The following is a 25,151-nucleotide window of genomic DNA, read 5'->3' as shown; positions in this document are numbered from 1 at the left end:
TTCCCAATATATAGTTTTTTATTAAGGAAGTGAGAGTAAGTGGCAAAATATATAGTAAAAAGAATCCTTCAAGCGATTCCATTGGTATTATTAATTTCTATAATATGTTTTGTTTTAATTCAGTTAGCCCCATATAATGCAATTGATACAATGATTACGCCAAAGATGCCACAAGAAACAGTAGACCTTATAAAGGCTAAATACGGATTTGACAAACCAGTGTATGTTCAATATTTTTTATGGCTTAAAGGAGTATTGAGTGGACAGCTTGGATATTCAATAATAACTCATGAAAGTATTTCAAATGATTTGGTTGCAAGAATACCAGCAACTATTGCTTTAGTATTACCATCTTATTTAATTGCCATTGTAATATCAATAGTTCTTGGTTTAATATCAGGTTCAAATAAAGATAAATTAGTAGATAAAATAATAGATGGTTTTTGTTCAATAGGTATAGCTATACCTAGTTTTTGGTTTGCGATGATTATGATATTTGTATTTGGATATAAGTTTGGTATTCTTCCTATATTGGGGATGAACACCATAGGGGTAAAAGGCTCAATTTCAGATTTCTTACTCCATTTTATAATGCCATGCACTGTTTTAGTTATTGCATATCTACCAGATTTAATAAGATATGTAAGATCATCAACTATAGGACAAATTTCAGAAGAATATGTAATTGTACAAAATGCTTTTGGAGCAAGTAAAAGAGAAATACTTTTTAACCATGTATGTAAAAATGTACTTTTACCTATAGTCACAAAGAGTGGTATGGCATTACCTATGTTAATTACAGGAGCAATGATAACAGAAACAGTATTTGGATGGCCAGGAGTTGGGCCATATTTTGTAAATGCTGTTCGTGCCTTAGATTATCCAGTTATCATGGCAATTTTACTATTATCATCTTCTTTAGTTATAATAGGTAACTTATTATCCGATATACTATATTCTCTGATTGACCCTAGAATAAAGGAAATGGGGTAAGAAATATGAATAGTAGAAGAATAAAAAATGTTAAGGATGAACTTAAAGGAAATAAGAGTGCTTTAATTTCAATAGGATTTCTAATATTTATAGTAGTTATTTCAACATTTGCATTTGTAATACCTATAGATCCTAATGTTACAAATACATCAAATATACTGCAATCCCCTAGCTTAACTCATTTATTCGGTACAGATGAGTTAGGAAGGGATTATTTTGTAAGAACTGTATATGGAGGAAGAGTATCTCTTACAGTTGGAGTCCTTGCTATGATTATTTCCACTAGTATAGGGGTAGCCTTTGGTACTATAAGTGGATATTTTGGTGGAAAGATAGATAGTATTCTTATGAGATTTGTTGATTTAATATCATCTATTCCATGGATGATATTAGTAACTGTAATAAGCATATTTTTAAAGCCAGGGCTTCAAGCAATAATAATTGTAATAGGCTTATTTTCTTGGATGGAAACTGCAAGGTTAGTTCGTGCAGAAACACTTTCAATAAAGGAGAGAGAGTATGTTCTTTATGCAATTTCTATAGGGGAATCATCTAATAAAATAATATTTAAGCATATAATTTCTAGTGTATTTCCTACTATAATAATAGCTTCAACATCAAGTATTGCTAGCGCAATAATGACGGAATCCTCATTAAGCTTCCTAGGACTTGGAATTCAGCAACCTATGTCTTCTTGGGGAAACCTACTTCAAAATGCTCAAACAAACTTACAAAGTGCTCCTTATATGGCCATATTACCAGGATTATTAATAGTATTAACAATATACTCATTTAATAAATTAGGTAATGTCTTAAGAGTATTTGTTGAACCTAAAATTTCAGGGGGTGAAAGATAAGTATGAAAGATGAAACACTTCTTAAAGTTAACAATCTTAAAACAAATTTTCACAGTAAAAATAATAAAATAGAAGCTGTAAGAGGGGTTAGCTTCCATGTTAATTCTGGTGATATACTTGGAATTGTTGGAGAATCTGGTAGTGGAAAAAGTGTACTTATGAGATCGGTAATGCAAATACTTCCAGAAAATGCGAAGATAGATTCCGGAGAAGTTTATTTTGATGGCAAAGATATTTTAAAATTAGATTCAAAGGAAGCAAAAGGTATTAAAGGGAAAGAAATTGCTATGATATTTCAAAACCCTATGACTGCATTAAATCCATTGAAAAAAATAGGGGATCATATAGTAGAAGTACTAGTTAGACATAAGGATATAAATAAAAAGGAAGCAAGAAAAATGGCAATAGAGGTTTTACGTGAGGTAGGAATACCTATGCCAGAGAAGAGAATTGATCAATATCCTCATGAATTTAGTGGTGGAATGAGGCAAAGAGTGCTAATAGCTATGGCTCTTGCATGTAGCCCAAAGCTTTTAATTGCAGATGAACCAACAACGGCTCTTGACGTCACAATACAAGCACAAATTTTAGGCCTGTTAAGATCCTTGAAAGAAACGAATAATATGTCTATTATTCTTATAACTCATGACCTTGGAGTAGTGGCTAGTCTATGTAATAGAGTCGAGGTTATGTATGGAGGACTAATAATGGAGGAAGGACTTATAGATGAAATATTCTATGATGCTAAACATCCATATACAAAAGCATTATTAAATTCTATACCTAAAATCGAAGGTGATGAAAAGATAAGACTTAAGCCAATAAATGGCTCAGCGCCATCTCTTTTAAATCCACCTAAGGGATGTCCCTTTGCAGAAAGATGTCAATTTGCAAATAAAAAATGTTTTGATGAAATGCCTGTATATAAGAATTTCAGTAATACACATAAAGCTATGTGCTTCTTAGCGAAGTAGAGAAATTTATAATATAAGTAGTTAGGAGGGAAGTTATAGTGACGAAGTCTAATGATGTGTTAATAGAAGTAAGAGACTTAAAGAAGTATTTTCCAGTAAAAAATCAGTTTTTAAAAGGTGAAAAGAAGTTTGTAAAAGCTGTTGATGGAGTTTCCTTTGAAATAAAAAAAGGAGAGACTTTTGGTCTAGTTGGAGAATCAGGTTGTGGAAAATCAACTCTTGGAAGATCAATTACTAGGCTTTATGATATAACATCTGGAGATATATTTTTTGAGGGGACTAATATTGCTAGATTTAATAGAAGAGATATGAAAAGTTTTTATAGAAAAATGCAAACTATTTTTCAAGACCCATATTCATCATTAAATCCCAACATGAATGTTAAAGAATTAATTGATGAGCCTTTAGCATTGCATACAAATTTAACAAAAGAAGAAAGGGATAATAAAATACAAGAATTACTTGAAATGGTTGGTCTGAAAAAATCTGATATGGAAAAATTCCCATATGAGTTTAGTGGTGGACAATGTCAGAGAATAGGAATTGCAAGAGCAATATCAACAGAGCCAGATTTTATATTATGTGATGAACCTATTTCAGCATTAGATGTATCAATACAAGCTCAAGTAATAAATATGTTAGAAGATTTACAAGAAAAAATGGGATTAACTTACCTTTTTGTAGCCCATGACTTGTCTATGGTAAGGCATATTTCAGATAGGATTGGGGTAATGTATTTAGGGAAAATAGTAGAAATATCTGAGAGTAATGATTTATATAAAGATCCACTTCATCCATATACAAAAGGACTTTTATCAGCTATACCAGTAGCTGATCCTAAAAAGGCAAGGACTTCTGAAATACAAATTATTAAAGGAGATATACCTAGCCCAATAGATATTCCATCAGGTTGTAGATTCCACACTAGATGTCCATATGCGACAGAAAAGTGCAAGGAGGTTCAACCAGAAATGAAGGAAGTAGGAGTTGGACATTTTGTAGCTTGTCACTTATATTAGAATATAAGGATAGATGGTTTTTAATATTTATGTTTTTAAGATAAAAGGTAGTTTCTTTGGAAACTACCTTTTTATGATATAAAAAGGCAATTTGTTTGTATAAAACATTAGAATTACTTAGATAAGGCGTCTCACCTTTAGACTCTTATTTCCTTTTGCGAAGAAATTTTGTTATATTTTAGGACGTGCAGAATTCACCACAATAACAAAGTACATTAAAAACTATGTTAATAAAGAGTGTAGATACCATATTGAAACAAATAACACCATTTGGATTTAGTATTAAATAGGTTTTTTTACTCAAACGAAACTATGGTAAATGTTTACATGGAAGTATATCAGTGTTATAATTTTCATGGTATATAATTTTATCGATTATATATAAAGTTATAAGGGGATGAAAATATGAGAAATATTAGAAACAGAGTTTTAACTACTATCTTAAGCACCGCAGTTTTACTTAACGGAACAATTTATTCTAATGGAAAAACTGTACAAGCAGAGGAAAAATCAGAGGTGAAAGTAACAATACTTGGCACTTCAGATTTACATGGAACATTAGTACCATGGGATTATGCATCTGATTCAGCAAATGTATCAGGAAGTTTATCACAAATTTCTAAGGTAGTTTCTGATGTAAGAAAGGAAAATCCAAATACAATCTTGATTGATGCAGGAGACTCAATTCAAGGTAACTTTATTGAGACATTTAAAGATGGTTATGTACAACCTATATTACTAGCAATGAAAGAAATGAAGTATGATACATGGACATTAGGAAATCATGAATTTGATTTTGGTCTTGATGTTCTAAAAAGAGCAACAGATCAATTAGTAGGATCAACAATGACACCTATATCAGCAAATATTTATAAGCAGGATGGAACAAGGTTTATTGAGCCTTATAAAATAGTTGAAAGAGATGGATTGAAAATTGCACTTATTGGAATAACAACTCCAATGGTTGAACAATTTAAAACACCAGAGCAAATAGGATTTATGAAATTTAAAAGTCCTATAGAAGAAACACAAAAAATTATTGCAGAGTTAAATGGAAAAGTAGATGCAATGATTGGAATTATGCATATGGGTGTTGATAATGAAAATAACATATCAGATACTGGTGTAACAGATGTAGCCAATGCATGCCCAGAACTTGATGTTATTTTTGCAGGACATATGCATCAATTAGTTAAGGATAAGGCAATAAATGGAGTAAGAATAGTAGAGCCAGGAAAATATGGACAATATTTATCAAGGATTGATCTTACTTTTAAGAAGGATAGTAATAACAAACTAGCTTTAGATAAGAGTTCATTAAATGACAGCAGTTATACTATTAAAGGGGTAGAATCTGATAAAAATATTGAAGCTTTAGTTAAGCCTTATCATGATAAACTAAGAGCAGATGCAAATATTGTAATTGGGGAAGTAAAAGGTGTTAATATGGTAGATCCAGATGAGATTCCAGGAATTCCAACAATTCACTTAGAAGACACACCTCTTATAGATCTTTTCCATGAAGCAGCTCTTTATTATAGTAAAGCTGATGTAGTTTCCTTAGGAACAGACAATGAAAAAGCTAAGCTTAATGTAGGGCCGATAAAAAGAAAAGATATTGCATTTAATTATACATATGCGGGTGGAGAAGTAACAGTATATGAAGTTACAGGAGCTCAACTAAAAAAATATATGGAATGGTCAGCAGACTACTATAATACATTAAAGGATGGAGACATAACTATAAGTTTCAATCCTACAAGAAGAGCATCTAAGTATAGTACAAACGATTATTTTGGTGGAATCAATTATACAATTGATTTAACTAAGGAATCAGGAAACAGAATAGCAGATTTAAAGTATAAAAATGGAGCACCAATAAAAGATACTGATAAAATTAAGTTAGGAATGAACTCCTATAGAATGGATCAGCTTTTAGCTAAAGGCGGAATATTTGAAAGTGAAAAAGATTCAATCAAGAAAACGAATTTTGATTCAAAATTAATTTTTGGAGAAGAGGAAGGAACTATAAGAAATTTAACTATCAAATATATAAAAGAAGTTAAAAATGGAGTAGTTGAAAGTAAAAAACAAGATAATTGGAGAATAGTTGGAATAGATAGAGATTCTGCAGATTATAGAAAAGTAGCTGAATTGGTTAGAAGTGGAGAATTGGAAATACCTACAACAACAGATAAAAATGGAGTTGTTTATACTGCTACAGCTTCTATAAATAAAAAGGATTTACCGGTAGATAATACTGATGATAATGAAACAAATACTAATCCTGGGGATAATTCAGAAACAGGTACAAATACAGAAGATAACCAAGTAGATACTGACAAGGGAAACACTTCAATTAGTGAAGATGCAGGTAAGGGAGGAAATCTTCCTAATACAGGATCAGCAGTTAGTCCAAATCAAATTTTAGTATTTGCTAGCATACTTATATTATCAGGAGCTATTTTGATTAAGAGAAAAAAGAAAGCTAGCTTATAATACTGGTTAAATTATGGAGGTTTCCGGAAGATTTGGGATGCCTACTCCAATATATGGGTACATGATAGAAATGAGAAATAAAAGATAAATTTCTTGCACTATAAGATCGCTACTAGCAAAGAAATAGGATTGTATTAAAGATTTTAAGTAAATATTAAAGTGATTTTTAGATTCCCTCAGACTTAGGTTTGAGGGAATATTTTTTTGTAAATAAAATTATAGAATTGTAAAATGTAAATTATATTTGAAATTCATTTAAATGATTTTTTATGAAATTGAAAGAGAATACTACTTATTATACAGTAAATTAATAAAATCTTTAAAAGCTAATAATGTACCCATTAATAACATTGAGTCTAAACCAGTAAAAGAATTAATTATGATTAATAAACATGGTCTAATTAAATTAAAATGAGGGGTTAATAATATTTGTTTAGAAGATGAAGTTATGCTTTAAACAAGTTATTAGATACATATTATTATGTTTTAAAGAACTTAAATTTAGAAAAAATAAGTTAATAATCTCCTTACTTTCATTTGGGAAGTGGACATATGTAAGTTTGTATTGAACTGGAGCAGAGTGACGGAACAAGTAAACTTGTATATGCTCACTTTTTTATTTTATATGCTATTTACACTATTTAATTACGTTCCAGAGTACTTAAGTGTAACTATTAATTTTTTATTACGAGCAATCATATTTTGTCAAGTATGGTAGAATGATGTCGATATATAATATATATTTAAATATATGGTGATATAAAACTGTGTATTAGTAACTTCACGGGAATCATCGCCATAAATTACGGTTTGCCTAAGTATAGGAATAGATTCTTTGTATTAAAGGATAGGTAGAAACGAGAGAAAAGAAATTTTATAGCTAGTATCAAAAAATGAATAGCAAATAATTAACTAAAAATAAATATGGAGGTAATAAAATATGAACGATAATTTTTACAAACAATTAATTGGAAAATTACCAATAGGATATGCATATCACAAGATAATATGCGACAAACAAGGTAATCCTTGTGATTATGAATTTCTTGAAATTAATGATTCATTTGCAAAAATTACACGTCTAAAGGCTTCAGAAATTGTTGGTAAAAAAATATCTGAAATATTACCTGAAATTAAAAAAGATGAATTTGATTGGATAAAACTTTATGGAGAAATTGCTATTAATGGTGGTGAAAAAGAATTCGAACAATATTCACAAATTTTAAAGCGTTGGTATAGAGTAAAAGTATACTCTCCACAAGAATATTATTTCATAACAATTTTTATTGATGTAACTGCAGAAATGAGAGGAGTGGAAGAAAAGACAGCCATACTGACCACATTAAATGATATTATTTTTGAACTAGATAAAGATTATAGGTTTAATAATATAATTGTTTCTGATGATAACCATCTGTTTATGCCTAGGGAAAAAATTATTGGTAGAACTATTAAAGAACTTTTTTCTGAAGAATTGACAAAAATATTTATTTCTTCTTTTGAAAAGGCAGTAGTTTCTGGAGAAAAAGAATCTATTATTTATAAATCACCTTTACAGAATAGTGAGCAGTGGTTCAAAGCAGATATTAAACATACTGGAATTGGAATAGAAAAAGGGTATATTGTAAGTATTATTAATTTTACTGAGCAAAAAAAACTTGAAGATTATTTGTTGAAAAAAACACAAGAATTGGAAAAGTTTTTTTCTGTAAATTTGGACTTGCTATGTATAGCGGATACAGAAGGTAATTTTCTTAATGTCAACAAGGAATGGGAAAATATCCTAGGATATTCTAAAGAATATATAGAGAAAAGTAATTTTATTAAATTTGTGTATGCTGAAGACGTTGAAGTTACTATTGAAGCTATTAGGAAACTTGAAAAGCAAGAGCAGGTTTTAAATCTTGTAAACAGATATAGATGCAAAGACGGTTCTTATAGATATATAGAATGGCGTTGTCAACCATATGATAATTTAATATATGCTGCTGCTCGTGATATTACAGAAAAAATAGAAGAACAAAATTTATTAAAAAAAATGGTGAGTTTTTCAGAAGAATTTCTACAGTTATATGAAAAAGAGTTGAATTATCAAAAAATTACTGATGACTTTTTACATATGTCAAGAGCTAAATTTGCTGCATTCAATTTATATGATGAAGTTGGCAAACAATATAAGACCATGGCTATATCAGGTGACAATGATTTAATAAAAAAAGCTATTCAGTTGTTAGGTATAAAAGTAGAGGGTAACAACTGGGCGTATGATTTAATAAGGGCTGAAAAAATAAAAGACAAGATAGTTACACGGTTTACTTCGTTAAAGGAATTTACAGGTGATTTTATTTCTGAACCTCTACTTGATCTATTAGTAAATACATTTGATATTGGAGAAATTATTGTAATTAAAATTCTAAAAAATAATACTATTCTCGGGGATTTTACCTTTATTATGCCTAATGAGAAAAGCTTTAATAATGAAATTATAGCAGAAATGTACACTAGACAATTAGGTATGGTTATTACACAAAAGAGAACAGAGAATTTATTAAGGATAGAAAGAGAAAGATTAGAAAATATTCTAAAAGGTACTAATGTAGGTACTTGGGAATGGGATATTGAAAAAGGAGAAATAGTATTTAATGAGCGATGGGCAGAGATAATTGGTTACAAGTTTAATGAACTATCAATAATTAATTCTAAAGATTTAAAAAGATTCTTTCATGTTGAAGATTTAAGAAAATGTAGGATTCAATTAAAGAAAATATTTTCAAAAGAAATAGATTATTATGATATGGAACTTCGTATGAAGCACAAAGATGGTAGTTGGATCTGGGTACAAGATAGGGGGAAAATAACTTCATGGAATTCTAATGGTAAGCCTTTATTAATGAGTGGTACTCGTAGTAATATCAATCATCGAAAGCAAGTTGAAAATGAACTGATGAAAAGTGAAGAAAAATATCGTTTGATTTTTGAATATTCTCCACTTGGTGTTTACCATTTTGACAGTAGGGGAGTTATTACTGATTGTAATGACAATTTTGTAAAAATAATTGGATCATCTCGTGAGGAACTGATAGGGTTGAATACTCTTAAGCTACCAGATGAAAAGTTAATAGAAGAAATAAAAAGAGCACTTCATGGATATGAGACAACTTATGAGGGGAATTACAAGTCGTTTACAGGAAATAAGATAACATCAGTAAGAGTGATGTTTGCCACAATACTTTCAGATGATAAGAGCATTGAAGGGGGAATAGGTATTGTGGAGGATATTACAGAGCGTAAAAGAATGGAAGAGATAATATTTGATGAAAAAGAACGTTTAAAAACAACTCTCCTTTCTATTGGTGATGGTGTTATTTCTACTGATAGTCATGGAGATATATTGCTATTAAACAGAATAGCTGAGAAGTTAACTGGATGGACACAAGAAGAGGCTGTTGGTAAACCATTAGAAGAAGTATTTAATATTATTGATGAATTTACAAGAGAAAAGTGTAATAATCCTGTATATAATGTTCTAAGAACAGGTAATATAGTTGAACTTTGTAATAATTCCATTTTAATATCTAAAGATGGAGAAGAAAGATTTATCGAAGATAGTGCAGCTCCAATTAAAGGTGAAAATGATGTTATTAATGGAGTAGCGTTAGCATTTAGAGATGTTAGTGAGAAGAAAGAAAGGCAAGAAAAAATTGAATATTTAAGCTTTTATGACCAACTAACTGGATTATATAATAGAAGATTTTTTGAAGAGGAATTAAAGAGGTTAGATACTAAAAGTAATCTTCCAATAACTCTTGTTATAATTGATGTCAATGGATTAAAACTAACTAATGATGCTTTTGGTCATTTAGAGGGAGATAAACTTTTACAAAAAGTTGCTAAGGTGATAAAAAAAGAGTGTAGAAATGAGGATATTATTTCTAGGATAGGTGGAGATGAATTTACAATTATATTGCCTGAAACTAGTTCTGAGGAAACAGAAAAGATTTTAAATCGAATAAATAGTGCTATTGATAAGGAAAAATTTAATTCGATTAATGTATCAATTTCTTATGGGTGGAAAACTAAAATAGAAGAGAATGAGGAAATGCTAGCAGTATTTAAGAAAGCTGAAGACTATATGTATAGGCGAAAGTTATCTGAAAGTACCAGTATGAGGTATAAGACTATAGAGGTAATAATAAAAACTTTATACGAAAAAAATGAAAGAGAAGAGAAGCATTCCATACGAGTCGGAGAAATATGTGCTTTAATAGCATCTACTTTAAATTTAAGTGATGCAAATATAAGAGAGCTTAGAACGGCAGGACTGATGCATGATATAGGGAAAATAGCCATTGATGGAAAAATTCTGAATAAACCTGGTTCGCTTAGTGATTCTGAGTGGCTAGAAATCAAGAGGCATCCTGAAATTGGATATAGGATATTAAGCTCTTTAAATGAATATGCACCAATTGCAGAGTATGCTTTAGCACATCATGAAAGGTGGGATGGAAAGGGATATCCTAAAGGACTAAAAGGAGAAGAGATACCTTGGCAAGCTAGGGTTATAGCAGTGGCTGATGCTTATGATGCTATGACTAGAGATAGACCTTATAGGAAAAACTTAAGCAAATCTGATGCAATTGAAATAATAAGAAAAAATGCTGGAACTCAGTTTGACCCAGAAATAGTTAAATTATTCATTGAAAAGGTGCTAAATGAGGAATAAAAAAGAAGCTTAATAATTTCGTTCAAAGATTTAAAATATAAAATTTAATAATAAATTTTATATAAATTAGAATGTATAACATATAGTTTAGGAATCCTAAGGAAATTTAGGGTTCTTAAATTTTTTAATTATAATATATTGTTCTAAATTTTCAAATTAATAAAATATTGAAAAAATTCTTTTTTAGGTATTGACAATAATGAAATAAGATTGTACACTGTATATAATTTAATAAATACCTCACTTTTATATGTGAGGTAGAGGCGCAAAATTTAACAGTTTTTAGTGGAGCTTGAGAAGGTGATGATGCTAATGAGAAGGAGATTTTGCCGAAGTTTGTAATATTTCTCAGTATTACTTGCTGGGTCTGTAGTTAAGAACTACAGGACTGTCTTAATAAATGTCCCGGTTTATTAAGTTGTGCTATCTCAAATGGGAAAGATGAGGATTAGGTTAATTATATAAGTAGACCTGAGCTTTGCTCAGTTATTTTTTTATAGTTAATTATCCGAATATTTAAGATAGCACCAACCTAAGTAAAGGTTGGTTTTTTTATTATAAAAAAGGAGAGGATTTACTATGAAGAAAAAACTATCATTATTAATTTCATTATCATTGACAGCAATGTTAACACTAACAGGGTGTGGCTCAGGAAAATCATCAGCAAATAAAGGTGAAAATGTCTTTAGGGTGGGACTTGAAGCAGGATATGCACCATTTAACTGGACACAAATGAATGATTCAAATGGTGCAGTAAAAATTGATGGAAGTGCAGAATACGCAGGAGGCTATGATGTAGAAATTGCCAAAAAAATAGCTGATGGATTAGGAAAAAAATTAGTTATTGTTAAAACAGAGTGGGATGGATTAGTTCCAGCATTAACATCAGGTAAAATAGATGCAATAATAGCTGGGATGTCTCCAACAGAAAAGCGTAAAGAAACAATTGATTTTTCAGATAACTATTATACATCAGATTTAGTTATGCTTGTTAAAAATGGAGGAACCTACGAAAATGCTACTTCATTAAAAGATTTTTCAGGAGCTAAAATAACAGCTCAATTAAATACATTCCATTATTCAGTAATAGATCAAATTCCAGGTGTAAATATACAACCAGCTATGGATAACTTTCCAGCTATGAGAGTTGCTCTTGAGTCAGGAGTAATTGATGGATATGTAACAGAAAGACCAGAAGCTGTAAGTGCTCAAATGGCTAATTCAAACTTTAAAATGATTGAATTCAAAGATGGATTTGTAACATCACCAGAAGATACAGCAATAGCAGTAGGGCTTGCAAAAAATAGCGAGTTAACTAAAAAAATAAATGAAATTTTAGCTGGTATATCACAAGAAGAGCAAAAAACAATAATGGACAATGCTATTAAAAATCAACCAGCAGCTCAATAAAGCTAGAGTAGAATTGGTTAGCCTTAACCAATTCCCTCTTATTATATTTAATAAGGAGAATAAAAGATGAGTATAGAATGGATAATAAGAATTGTTGAAAATAACTGGCCAATGTTTTTACGTGGGGCAGGAATGACATTATTAATTTCTATAGTTGGTACTTTAGTAGGTTCATTAATTGGTTTATTAGTAGGTGTTGTACGTACTATTCCAGTACCAGATAGAGGAATTAAAAGAGGAATTTTAAAATTTATTAATGCTATTCTTTCAATTTATATAGAGTTTTTCCGTGGAACACCTATGATTGTGCAAGCTATGGTAATTTATTATGGATCAGCACAATTCTTAGGGATAGATATAAATAAAATAGTAGCAGCTTTATTTATAGTATCTATTAATACAGGTGCATATATGTCAGAAATAGTTAGAGGAGGTATTGTTTCAGTAGATAAGGGACAATTTGAAGCAGCTCAAGCTATTGGAATGACACATTCTCAAACAATGATTAATGTAGTATTACCACAAGTGATTCGTAATATTTTACCAGCAACAGGCAATGAGTTTGTAATAAATATAAAAGATACATCCGTACTAAATGTAATTTCGGTATCAGAGTTATTTTTCCAAACTAAATCAATTGCAGGAAATAATTTTAGATATTTTGAGTCATTCTTTGTATCATGCATAATTTACTTTGTAATGACATTTACAATTACAAGAATTTTAAGAGCTATAGAAAGAAAAATAGATGGTCCAGACAATTACATTATGGCAGGTAATCAAATGCAAGTAGAAACACCTGAAGATATACTACGTAAAAAGAAAGTACTGTAGTAGTATAGTTTAATGGAGGAGAGAATATGGAAAAAGTAATAGATATAAAGCATTTAAATAAATCCTTTGGAACACATGAAGTATTAAAAGATATTAACTTTTCAGTAAATAAAGGAGAAGTTGTTTGTATAATAGGTTCATCTGGGTCAGGAAAATCAACTCTTCTACGTTGTATAAATCTTTTAGAAAAACCAAGTGGTGGAGAGATAATTTACAATGAAGAAAATATTTTGGATGATAACCATAATATATATAAATATCGTACTAAACTAGGTATGGTATTCCAACAATTTAATTTATTTAATAACCATAATGTATTAAAGAATTGTGTTGTAGGACAAATGAAGGTATTAAAGCGTTCAAGAGAAGAAGCTGAAAAAGTGGCAATGAAATATTTAGAAGTTGTTGGCATGGGTAACTATATTAATGCTAAACCGAAACAGTTATCTGGAGGACAAAAGCAACGTGTAGCTATTGCAAGGGCATTATCAATGGAACCAGATGTTATTCTTTTTGATGAGCCAACATCAGCTCTTGATCCAGAAATGGTAGGAGAAGTTTTAAAGGTTATGAAAGAACTTGCTGAGAGCGGTCTTACAATGCTAGTAGTAACACATGAAATGGGATTTGCAAAAGAAGTATCTGATCGTGTAGTATTTATGAATAATGGAGTTATTGAGGAAGAAGGCACTCCAGAAAAAATATTCAATAATCCAACTAAAGAGCGTACTCGTGAATTTTTAAAACGTACATTAAATAATATATAAAAATCGCTACTGTCAAAATAATTTTGATAGTAGCGATTTTTTATAAGAAAAACATTTCAGTAAACTATAATCAATTTAATTTATTATAGTTTTTAATATGTCTATATAGTAACTTGTTTTAATTATAGAATAATGTATATTTATGATAACTTAAATTTTCATATTTTTTATTTCTTGAATTATATCAATAATACCATTTTCAATAAGATCTTCTCTTACGTTTGTTACATTTAATTTCAAAATATTTTCTTTCTGGAAAGTATCTAGATAATGACCTTGCTCAGTAGCAACTATGATAGATTTCTTTTTTAGATTACTTAAAAGGTGCTCACTATTTACTTTATCGTTAAAAGTTATATAGGTATGAATACATTGATTTTTATTAGAATGATACTTAAAAATATCACTGTAATATTTGTATTGATGCTCTAACGTTGAATTTAAGCAAGTACTTCTTAAAGAATAAGAGGCTTTAATTTTTTGTTTATGACGCTCAAACATACCGCTTTTTATATAGATTTCTAATGCAGCTTGAGAGAGCATAGGACTATCTACATCTATAAGCTTTTTATATTTACCAAAATCATTTTTAATAGCATCAGGAATGATAGCAACTCCTATTCTTAATCCAGGAAATATAATTTTTGAATAGCTTTTTAAGTAAATAACATGAGAAAAATTATCATAGGCATATAATGGATCAGCTTTTGAATTTTTTTCTAAGTCAGCTAAATAGTCATCTTCTACAATAAATACATCATATTTTTTTGCTAATTTTACTATTGCCTTTTTTTCTTCTTGAGAATATGAGGTTCCTAATGGATTATGAAATCGTGGCATGGTATAAAAAAATTTAATGCTTTTTGTTCTAAATAATTTCTCAAGTTGATTTAAATCAATTCCTGAATTAGTTCTTCTAATGCCTAATACTGGTATATTATGAGTTTCTAAATAATCTATAAATAAATGATATCCAGGTTGCTCTATTAAAATAGTTTCTTTTTTATTTGGAAAAGGTAATTTAGCTAGTATGGCTAATGCTTGTTGAACTCCAGAAGTAATAAATATATTTTCTTTATTTGCAAAAACCTGATAGTTAGCTAAATGCTTTTGAATAACGTTAATTAATGATGGCAGTCCTTTAGAAGTTCCATATATAAATAACTCATTTTTATATATGTTAATTGCTTCGTTAATACAATGCTGAAAATCTAAATATGGAAAAATTTGAGGGTCTGGAGATGCAGATGAAAAATCCAATATAGAGCTTTTAGAATTATCAAAATTAACTTTTCTTTTTACAAGATAATACCCACTTTTGGGTATAGAATAAACTATATGTTTTCTTTCTAATTCATTAAAAGCCCTTATTATAGTACTTTTATTGCAACAATACATATCAGAAAAAGTACGAATAGAAGGTAACTTATTTCCTTCTTTATATTCTCCATTTTGAATCAAATTCTCAATATTATTTAATATTTCTAGATATTTATACATGATTTTTACCTCTGAATTAAATTCTGTATCGGTACAGATAGCTTTTATTAATATTGTATCATATATATTAATTTACTAATATATAAACATACCTTATTAAGTCTAATTTTAAAGCTTATAAATATATAATTTTAGGAGGAATACATAATGAAATTTTCATATAAAAAAAAGGCGTATATAGCCGCCATACTATATTCTTTTATAACAGGGTTTTCATTTTTATTTTCAAAATTAACATTAACTTTAGCTAACCCTCTCGATACATTAGCTCATAGGTTTACCGTATCATTTATTTTTGCTTCCATACCTGTTTTGTTAGGGTGGATAAAGTTAAATATAAATAAGAAAGATATAATTCATATTTTACCTCTTTCATTATTTTATCCAATTATGTTTTTTGGATTTCAAATTTTTGGACTAGTATACATTTCTTCTTCAGAAGCAGGAATTATTCAAGCTACGATTCCTATTTTTACAATGATACTATCAATAATATTTTTAAAAGAGAATCCTAGTATATTACAAAAGATATCAATGCTACTATCTGTATTAGGAGTAGTTTATATATTTTTTATGAAGGGTATAGATTTAAAAAGTAATATTTTTATGGGAATATTGTTTATTCTTTTATCAGCTATTTCATCTGCAGGGAACAATATATTATCAAAAAGAATGTCAGTAAGATATAGTCCGATTTCTTTAACTTATATAGTAAATTCTATGGGATTTATATTTTTTAATAGCATATCTATTATTAACCATATTTTCAAAGGAACAATTAATATTTATTTTAAACCATTTGCAAATCCGGTATTTGTAGGATCAATAGTGTACTTAGGAATACTATCTTCTCTAATGACATCATTGCTAGTAAACTATGCTCTATCTAAGATAGAAGCATCTAAGATGAGCGTATTTAGCAACTTTTCAACATTAATAACTATGATTGTAGGAGTAATTTTCTTAGGAGAAGAATTAAAATACTTTCATATAATTGGAGCAATTATGATTATACTCGGAATAATTGGAACTAACTTTTTGGATAATTCATCTAGAGATTTAACAGAGGAGTGTAAAAGTTAAGCATAAGAGAATAATATTAAAAATTAATAAATAAAGTTTGAGAAGAGTAATTATTATAGGTGTTATTTTATTATAATAATTTATTTATAAGCTTGAATTGAGAAGTTTAATATTCTTTAATTCAAGCTTTTTAACATATTAAATAAAAAAGCTTTTCTAAATTCACTGAGACTTATACCATAAACTAGTTTAAAACATCTGTAAATATACTATTTAACATAAATGACATTAGGCTTTTCTTATAGCATTTATTTTATAATTATAAGATTTATTGATGTTATAACAAAGAGATTAAAGGTAGTTAATAATTAAAGTAACATATACTTTTTATATTCTAATAACAGATTTAATTATTTTAGATGTACATATATATATAATAATATGGTAAAATATACATAAATTACTATAGGGTTTAAGGAGGGGTTATGGTGACGAAATTGATAATTGGGGGATTATTTTTTGTAATATTTGTCATGCATATGATTTTTACTAAAAATGAATATATTAAGGGGCGGTACTACACTAAGCCATTTTTAATGATATTACTAGCAATTTATTATATATTAAGTGTACCTGAAATTAATAAATTCATTGTATTAGCATTAGGATTTGCTTTTATTGGTGATGTATTTTTAATGTGGTCTGAAAGAAAAAATTATTTTATTATAGGATTAGTAGCTTTTTTAGTGGGTCATATTTGTTATGTTTTACTTTTTTTACAGGACATTTCTTTCACAAAAGACATACGAATATGGTTTTATCTTTCTATTATAATATATGTTATTGTAGCTATAGCTGTAATGAAAAAATTAAAGAATTATTTAGGTAACATGAAAATACCTACCTATGTATATGTGACAATTATTTCATCAATGAGTTTTGCTAGCTTAGCACGTATTTCAGTTATGGGGATTAGTACATCATCTTTACTTCCTTTTATTGGATCATTGTTATTTTTATGTTCAGATTCTATATTAGGATTTTATACTTTTAAAAGTAAATTCAAAAATGGAAATGTATATATTATGCTAACTTATGTTTTAGCTCAAGTTTTAATTGTTGGCGGATATTTATTTTAATATATAAAAATCGCTACTGTCAAAAGGGTTTTTGATAGTAGCGATTTTTTAGGGGAATTTTGAGTAATGGCCAAATTATTCAAAGAGAAATTCATATATTACAGGTAGTAGTTTCTATGAAGTTTCAAGGATTTTTTGCAGATAATCTTGTTTGAAAGATTCTCAAGGCTATAAATATACAGAATATTATGAAAATAATCTATATAATTTGTAAAAAAGCCTAAATATTATCAAGAATATTACGAAAATATATATAAGAAACAAATTTAGAAATTTATAGGAGGATAACTTGCTATGGAAGTAATTTTTGAATACGAAGAAAATATTTATCTACCAATTGAAACTATATCTGTAATTGGAAAGTTTAATAATTATGATCCTATCAAGGGAAAGATGGTTAAAGACAATAATAAATGGATATTTAAATGTAATTTAAAATCAGGAGAGCACCCATATAAATTTCTTATTAATGGGGAACTAAAGCTTAATGATTCAGCTGCTAACATATATTTACCAGATGATAATGAGGAACTTTGGTCTATAGTCATGATTAATGAAAATGACCAAAGAATGTATAACAATACTCAATATACAACCCATATAGAAAAGTATAATATAAGTTCTGCAATAAGCGAAAAAGAGAATATTGCAAATAAAAAGAATTTTAACTTGTTGTTAGATAAGAAAATAGTAACAAGATTTCAATTTACAAATGTAACTGGACTACATACTGTAACGGCTGCATGGTATACACCTAAAGGTGAGTTATTCCAAATAAATGAGAATAATCTATTTGCCCCACCAGATGAGAAAAAGCCAATAATGTTATGGTTTTGGATGGACTTAACAGATAATACTCGTGAATATTCTATTGGAAGTTGGAAGATGAAGCTTTTTATAGATGGTGAATTTATATTAGAAGATGAATTTCATTTGCTAAAAAATGCAACATATTCAGCACAAGGAAAGTACTTTTAATACTTTATATTAAAAATAGTTTATATTATGTATCAAATAAAAAGATTAACTTATTTAAATATAGATATAAGCACCTAAAGGTGAGTATATAAATTATAAAAAGTAAAGGATGTGAAAAGTTATGAAAATAACTAGTGATGTTAGTTTAAATGTGAATGTCTTATCTAAAAAAGATGACAGTAAATTTAATAATAATACAAAAAGTATTAATTGTAATACAGATAAGCAAGCATCTAGCATAAAATCAGCTGCAGCTAACTATAAGGATTCAATTGTTAGTATATCAGAAAATTCTCCAAAAGTTGTAGCTGAAAAAAAAGATACAACTAAAAGTTCTATAGGGAAATTTTTCAAGTCAGTATCTGATAAATTTTCATTTGTAGCTAGTGAATCAAAAAAATTCATTAAAACAGCAGTTTCTGTAGGTGAAAGTGTTATTAATACAGTAAGTTCAGTATCAAAAACTATTTTTAATACTGGAAAATCTATATCAAAAACCACAAGAGATGCTTTACAATCAGTAGGTAATAAAATATCAGATAGTGCATCAAGAATATCTAATACTGTTAAACAAGTAACAACAGCCTCTGTGGAGCTAAAAAAAGCGGCAGAGGATATTAAAAATTCATCTATATCTTTAATTGAAACAGGAGCAAAGACAACTGTTTCAGTAGGAGCAGATGTTATGGAAGTAGTAGGAAAAGTTGGAGCATCAGTAGTTCAGATTAAAGAAACTTGGAATAGTCCAAACAGTGGTGTTATAGGTAAAATAGTTCAAACTGGTGGAATTGCCAAGGATGGAATAAACTCTATAAAGGATCCTATAAAAAGAATACCTAATACACTTTCAACAGGATATAATGAAATTAAAAAGGATTATAATAATATAAAAAATTCTATTAAAAGTTCAATGTCTCATATACAAGAGGTTAAAAAGATGATTATATCAGTTAGTAGAGATGTAATTGATACAGCAAAATCAGTTGTAAATGAAGTTAAAGAAACAAGTAAAATTGTGGCTAATAGTATAAATGATGCTGTAACTAATATAAAAGATACAGTTTCCAAGGGATATAAAGACATAAGCAATGCTATTGAAAATGGATATGAAAAGAAGAATGACAGTAGTTTAGAAGGTAACATAGGTATATTGCCTAATTTAGCTTAATTGAAAATGGTGTTGTATTAAAATAACTTTTGATAATGGCACATGGAAAGAGAGGGTTCGTAAATTGAATCCTCTTTTTCTTGTGTATCAATCATGGGCAACAACTTGAAAGTGCAAGTTAGTTATAGTTAAGATTTTTTATTATTTCTAATTTCGGGTATAGGTCTTCTCAAAAACATATTGAAAAATGCTTTTTTATCAAAAGGTATTAGTGGCCATAGGTATGACTGGTTTCCAAAAGCCTTTGTTGTGCCTATTATTACTAAAATAATTATTAGGCCTATAGAGAAGCCTATTGTTTTGAATAAACCAGTTAATATTATTAAAAACAATCTAAAAATACGAATTGCCATACCAAATTCAATACTTGGTGATGCAAATGTACCTATTGCAGCAATAGCCATATATAATATAGTTTCCGGAACGAACCAACCAACATTTACGGCCAATTCACTTAATATTAAACCTCCTATAATACCAAGGGATGTTGAGAGTGCATCAGGAGTATGAATAGATGCTGTTCTTAAAAAATCCAGACCAAATTCTAAAATAATAAGTTGAATAAAAAGAGGAATATATCCTGTTTCTTTAGGTCCTATAAAGGCAAGATAAGAAGGTAAAAATTCCTGATTATATACCAATAATAGCCATAATGGTGAAATAATAAATGCTAAGAACATAGCAAAAAATCTTATCCATCTTAAATATGTACCAACTAAAGGATTTTGATAGTAGTCTTCAGCATGTTGCGTAAAATGAAATATTGTTACAGGTAGAAGAATTACACTTGGAGAAGTATCAACTATTATTGCAATATGTCCTTCAAGAAGATGGGCAGCCACAACGTCTGGTCTTTCTGTAAATCTAACTTGAGGAAGTGGATTGTACCATTTCTTTTTAATTAAAAGCTCCTCAAGGGTCTTTTCTGCCATTACAAGTGCGTTCACATCTATTTCATCTAGTTTATTCTTAAGTTCACCTAATAGTTTATGATCTACTACATTATCAATATAACCAATAGCTACATCTGTTCTTGATTGACTTCCTACATTTTTCAATTCAAATATTAAATTAGGATCTCTAAGCCTCCTTCTTATTAGTGTTGTATTAAAGATAATAGTTTCTACAAGACCATCTCTTGACCCTCTTGTAACTTTTTCTAAATCAGGTTCTTGAGGACTTCTTACAGGATATTCTCTTACATCTAGTATAATTCCTTCATTTTCACCATCTATTAATAAAGCGGCCCCTCCAGAGAGGACTGATGTTTTCATTGGCTCTAAGGTATTAAAGGTATCTACTTCTATATATGCAATTTCACTTTGGATAAGTTTAGCTATAAAGTCAGCAGAGATTTCTTCTTTTTTTAGATTTTGAAGTCTTTCAATAACGTAAAGTAATATTTGGTCTTTTGCAAAGCCGTCAATAAAAATTAAGTAAGAATTTATATTTCCTATATTAATATTTCTGCCAATTATATCAAAACTTTTACTTATTGCTAGTTGTTCCTTTATTAATTTTATATTTTCATTTAAATTTGAAGATAAAGCCATGTAGGCACCTCCTTTACAATATATGTCTAATCATCTTTATATAAAAGTAGTATGTGAATCCTAGAAGAGAATATACTAAACTTTTTTATATTAAAAGTATTATGGAGAACTAAAAAAGTATAATGCACATATATATAATTATTTAACCTTAGATTTAAATATAAAATATTAATTAAATTTAATAATTATAAAAGTTCATACAAAAGTTATTATGTCTGAACCATATGAAGAACAATCTTCTAGATTACAAGAAATGGCTGGAGAATCAGAAACATTAAAGAGCTATTCAGATATATTAAATAATCTAATTAAAAAGTTTAAGATATAGTGAAAATAAAGAGTCTTCATTGAAAGTTGAACTAGGACATAAGTGATGATATAATTTTAAAGTATAATACATTAAAAGCTTCGATTAATCTTCGAAGCTTTTTTGATATATAATAAGTTAGGGGTGATTTATATGTCCAGTTCTTTATTAACTAAAAAATCATTAGCTAGATCTTTAAAAAGTTTAATGAAGACAACACCATTACATAAAATATCTGTAAAGGATGTAGTTCAAGATTGTAGTTTAAACAGACAAACATTTTATTATCATTTTCATGACATATATGCTTTGGTAGAGTGGATATATAAAACCGAAGCCCTTGAAAGTATATCAGAATATAAGAGTTATAATACGTGGGTTGATGGATTCTATAAGATATTTTTATATATAGAAAGTAATAAAGCTTTTTGTTATAATACTTTAAACTCATTAAGTAGAACTCATCTAGATATGTATCTTTTTTCTGTAATAAATGATTTGCTTATGGGAGTTATTAATGAAATATCTAGTAACATGAACGTTAAAGCAGAAGATAAAAAGTTTATTGCTAATTTTTATACACATGCTTTTGCAGGATTAGTAATCCAATGGATGAAAGATGGAATGAGAGAGGATCCAAAGATTTTAATAGAAAAGCTTAGAGAGTTAATAGAAGGAAATTTTATAAGAGCATTAAGAAGATATGAAGTTTAAACATATCTTTATCAATATATAGTTTAACTGTTTCGATGTTTTTATCTGTAACTGATGAAATACTAAATATGATGAATTAGTAAATACAGGATCACCATTTGAAAGTAAAACATTAATAATTTTAGGTATAATGATGCTATTCTTAGGTGTATTTGGATATAGAAGAGAGATAATAAAATAAATTTTATTGAAATTCAGATAATCTATAAATAAAAAATATATTTTTTTAATTTTCATAAAAATAATCAGTTATAAAACAACCTACTCTTTAAAGAGTAGGTTGTTTTATTTATATAATTTTATACAAGAGAAAATGTACTAGAACATTAAGTAAAATATTAAATAAATTATACCTTATTCAGAGGAGCAATTTACAACAATGAGAGAAGTAATTAATATATATTATGAATTTCTAAGAGAAAAATGGTTTTATTTAGCAAATACAAACATTTACATAAAAATATGAGAAAAAATAAACGGATATTGTTGAATTTTAGGTTTTTTTAACTAAATTAACTTTAAAAAAATTCGAAATTAGAAATATAGATTAAAATATATGAAAGTAAAAAAAAATTGTATAAACAAGAATAAAATATATTATAAAGGGAGATGAAAATGAAAATGAAAAAGAAAAAGATAAGAGAAAAAACAATAAAACAAGAAATATTTCAACTTTTAATTATGACCTCAATAATACCTATATTAGTGATGGGAGTGGTTAATTTTTACTCACTTAGTAAGAATATTAATAAGTCTGTTGATATTACAATTAAGGGTAGTGTTGATATTATAAAAGAGGCATTAGTAAATAGTAATGCAAATAGTTATAGAGATATAGATTATTTATCAATGGATCCAAATGCTAAAGGGATAAAGGAAAATAAAAATAATGAGGCATTATGGTTCGGAAAAACTTTACAAAGTTATTTCGAAAAAAAAACTGATATAATGAATTTGTCTATTGCCAGTGAAGATGGGAAGTATATATTAGTTCCACATGAAGATGTGGGAAGCGATTTTAATCCCAAAAATAGACCTTGGTATAAGGAAGCAATTAATAACCCATCAGAAATTATTATGTCTGAACCATATGAAGATGCAGTAAATAAAAAAATAGTGGTTACCTATTCTAAAGCAGTTAAAAGTGATAATGGTGAAATACAAGGTGTAGTATCATTAGATAAGAATCTAGATAGACTTTCAGATATAGTAAGAAATATAAATTTTGGGAATAATTCATTTGCAACTGTTTTAAGTGAAAATGGAACTATTGTTGCACATGGAGATAATAGCTTAATAGGAAAAAATGCAAAAGAGGTTCCTTGGATAGAAGAAGTACAAAATATTGAAAATAATACGAGCAAGAATATAGATATAGATGGAGTAGAGTACTTAAGTTATAAAACAATAGAAAATGGAACTGGTTTATCTGTAGTTGTATTTGTTCCAACGCAAGAATTATTTATGGCAGCGCTAAAAGAAATGTTATTACCTTTAGGAGTTTTTATAGCAATTATAATACTAATTGTAATAGTTTCAAAAATATTTACAGGTAAATTAACAAATCCTATAAGAGAAGTAGTAGAAAGTTTAAATAAAATCAAAGATGGAGATTTTACTAAGAAAGTAGAAAATAAATTCTATTATAATAAGGAAATTAATTCAATGATTAATGGGTTAAATATATTAATTGATGATATGATAATCTTATTAGGTGGTGTAAAGGAAGCTTCAGATAAAGTAAATGAAGGATCGGAGATATTATTTGGAATTATAAAAGAATCTAGCAATGTAGGTGAAGAAGTTGCAAAATCAGTGCAACAAATAGCAGAAGGAACTACAGATCAAGCAGCTGAATTAGATGCTGGGGTTCGTATAGTAGGGTTATTAGAAGAAGAAGTTAATAAGTCTATAGAAAGCTCCAATATGATGCTAGAAACTTCTAAGGATGTTAAAACATCTTCAACAGAAGGAACAGTTGCTTTAAGAAACCTAAGTACAACATACGAAAAAAACAAAGAAGCTAGCGATAATATAGCTGTAAAAGTAGATATACTAGCAGCTAAGTCAGAAGAGATTGGAATTATCGTTGATGCAATTAAGTCAATTACAGGACAAACTAATCTTTTAGCTCTAAATGCAAGTATAGAAGCTGCAAGAGCTGGAGAAGTAGGTAGAGGATTTGCTGTTGTTGCAGAAGAGGTAAGAAAATTAGCAGAAGAATCAGCTAAGTCAGCAACAGAAATTAATAATGTTATAGAGGAAGTAAAAGGAAGCATAAAAGAACTTTATGAGGATACTTTAACTACTAAAAAGTTAAATGATGAAACAGAAAAAAGTTTAGTAGTAACAAAAGATAAATTTAATATAATAGACAATATGATTAGCGAGCTAGAAGAAAATATAAATGATGTTACAGCTTCTTTAGATAAAATAAGAGAAAGTAAGGACACTGTTGTTGAAAAGATATCAGAGGTTGCAGCTGTATCTCAAGAAACTGCAGCTATAACTGAAGAAGTAAGTGCTGCATCAGAAGAACAATCATCAGGTCTACAAGAAATGGCTCAACAATCAGAAACTTTAAAAGATTATTCAGATATTTTAAATAGACTAATTAAAAAATTTAAAATATAAATATAAATAAATGACTCAATAGGAAATCTATTGAGTCATAATTTTTCAAAAAAATAACC

General features: G+C 28.4%; 17 protein-coding genes and 1 riboswitch. Of the genes, 15 read left to right on the top strand and 2 right to left on the bottom strand.

Translation table 11 applies throughout. The annotated features are described in order from the left end of the window. Positions 1 to 39 precede the first annotated feature (39 nt). From ACZJV1_RS17480 to ACZJV1_RS17440, 9 genes are all read left to right on the top strand, one after another. Complete coding sequence (locus ACZJV1_RS17480; protein WP_463650918.1) at positions 40 to 993, top strand: ABC transporter permease; 954 nt, start codon at positions 40 to 42, stop codon at positions 991 to 993. 5 nt (positions 994 to 998) lie between these two features. Next, the gene (locus tag ACZJV1_RS17475) at positions 999 to 1,850 is read left to right on the top strand and encodes an ABC transporter permease (protein WP_463650917.1); all 852 of its coding nucleotides are present in this window, start codon (positions 999 to 1,001) and stop codon (positions 1,848 to 1,850) included. 2 nt (positions 1,851 to 1,852) lie between these two features. After that, positions 1,853 to 2,824 (top strand): ABC transporter ATP-binding protein, encoded by a 972-nt coding sequence (locus ACZJV1_RS17470; protein ID WP_463650916.1) that lies wholly within the window; start codon positions 1,853 to 1,855, stop codon positions 2,822 to 2,824. Positions 2,825 to 2,859: 35 nt separating this feature from the next. Next, on the top strand, positions 2,860 to 3,843 hold the full coding sequence (locus ACZJV1_RS17465; RefSeq protein ID WP_463652175.1) for an ABC transporter ATP-binding protein: 984 nt from the start codon (positions 2,860 to 2,862) through the stop codon (positions 3,841 to 3,843). 405 nt (positions 3,844 to 4,248) lie between these two features. Then, positions 4,249 to 6,342 carry a 5'-nucleotidase C-terminal domain-containing protein gene (locus tag ACZJV1_RS17460; RefSeq protein WP_463650915.1) on the top strand — a complete coding sequence of 698 codons (2,094 nt, stop codon included), beginning with the start codon at positions 4,249 to 4,251 and terminating at the stop codon, positions 6,340 to 6,342. A 940-nt stretch (positions 6,343 to 7,282) separates the two neighbouring features. Further along, positions 7,283 to 11,065 carry a PAS domain S-box protein gene (locus tag ACZJV1_RS17455; RefSeq protein ID WP_463650914.1) on the top strand — a complete coding sequence of 1,261 codons (3,783 nt, stop codon included), beginning with the start codon at positions 7,283 to 7,285 and terminating at the stop codon, positions 11,063 to 11,065. 250 nt (positions 11,066 to 11,315) lie between these two features. Further along, positions 11,316 to 11,499: riboswitch (Lysine riboswitch) on the top strand. 145 nt (positions 11,500 to 11,644) lie between these two features. After that, positions 11,645 to 12,475, top strand: a complete 831-nt coding sequence (locus ACZJV1_RS17450) for a transporter substrate-binding domain-containing protein (RefSeq protein ID WP_463650913.1) — start codon at positions 11,645 to 11,647, stop codon at positions 12,473 to 12,475. 66 nt (positions 12,476 to 12,541) lie between these two features. Continuing rightward, on the top strand, positions 12,542 to 13,309 hold the full coding sequence (locus ACZJV1_RS17445; RefSeq protein ID WP_460289248.1) for an amino acid ABC transporter permease: 768 nt from the start codon (positions 12,542 to 12,544) through the stop codon (positions 13,307 to 13,309). Between the two features lie 26 nt (positions 13,310 to 13,335). Next, positions 13,336 to 14,076 (top strand): amino acid ABC transporter ATP-binding protein, encoded by a 741-nt coding sequence (locus tag ACZJV1_RS17440; RefSeq protein ID WP_460289247.1) that lies wholly within the window; start codon positions 13,336 to 13,338, stop codon positions 14,074 to 14,076. Positions 14,077 to 14,226: 150 nt separating this feature from the next. Here the strand turns inward: ACZJV1_RS17440 and ACZJV1_RS17435 are convergent, their stop codons facing one another. Then, the gene (locus ACZJV1_RS17435) at positions 14,227 to 15,576 is read right to left on the bottom strand and encodes an aminotransferase-like domain-containing protein (RefSeq protein WP_463650912.1); all 1,350 of its coding nucleotides are present in this window, start codon (positions 15,574 to 15,576) and stop codon (positions 14,227 to 14,229) included. A gap of 147 nt (positions 15,577 to 15,723) precedes the next feature. Here ACZJV1_RS17435 and ACZJV1_RS17430 point away from each other — a divergent pair, with 147 nt between their 5' ends. From ACZJV1_RS17430 to ACZJV1_RS17415, 4 genes are all read left to right on the top strand, one after another. Then, on the top strand, positions 15,724 to 16,659 hold the full coding sequence (locus tag ACZJV1_RS17430; protein WP_463650911.1) for a DMT family transporter: 936 nt from the start codon (positions 15,724 to 15,726) through the stop codon (positions 16,657 to 16,659). 425 nt (positions 16,660 to 17,084) lie between these two features. Continuing rightward, on the top strand, positions 17,085 to 17,738 hold the full coding sequence (locus ACZJV1_RS17425) for a lysoplasmalogenase (RefSeq protein WP_463650910.1): 654 nt from the start codon (positions 17,085 to 17,087) through the stop codon (positions 17,736 to 17,738). Between the two features lie 294 nt (positions 17,739 to 18,032). Beyond that, positions 18,033 to 18,716 carry an early set domain-containing protein gene (locus ACZJV1_RS17420; RefSeq protein ID WP_460289243.1) on the top strand — a complete coding sequence of 228 codons (684 nt, stop codon included), beginning with the start codon at positions 18,033 to 18,035 and terminating at the stop codon, positions 18,714 to 18,716. 121 nt (positions 18,717 to 18,837) lie between these two features. Next, complete coding sequence (locus ACZJV1_RS17415) at positions 18,838 to 19,884, top strand: hypothetical protein (RefSeq protein WP_411169087.1); 1,047 nt, start codon at positions 18,838 to 18,840, stop codon at positions 19,882 to 19,884. Positions 19,885 to 20,012: 128 nt separating this feature from the next. Here ACZJV1_RS17415 and ACZJV1_RS17410 read toward each other — a convergent pair whose 3' ends face one another. After that, the gene (locus ACZJV1_RS17410; protein ID WP_460289242.1) at positions 20,013 to 21,437 is read right to left on the bottom strand and encodes a spore germination protein; all 1,425 of its coding nucleotides are present in this window, start codon (positions 21,435 to 21,437) and stop codon (positions 20,013 to 20,015) included. A 460-nt stretch (positions 21,438 to 21,897) separates the two neighbouring features. On the opposite strand from ACZJV1_RS17410, the gene dhaS reads away from it, so the two are divergent. Both dhaS and ACZJV1_RS17400 read left to right on the top strand, forming a co-directional pair. Further along, complete coding sequence (dhaS, locus tag ACZJV1_RS17405) at positions 21,898 to 22,458, top strand: dihydroxyacetone kinase transcriptional activator DhaS (protein ID WP_411169085.1); 561 nt, start codon at positions 21,898 to 21,900, stop codon at positions 22,456 to 22,458. 615 nt (positions 22,459 to 23,073) lie between these two features. Then, on the top strand, positions 23,074 to 25,092 hold the full coding sequence (locus ACZJV1_RS17400) for a methyl-accepting chemotaxis protein (RefSeq protein ID WP_463650909.1): 2,019 nt from the start codon (positions 23,074 to 23,076) through the stop codon (positions 25,090 to 25,092). Positions 25,093 to 25,151 lie beyond the last annotated feature (59 nt).

This window comes from Clostridium sp. LS3 (genome assembly GCF_055330225.1).
This window is presented reverse-complemented; position numbering and strand designations above follow the sequence as displayed.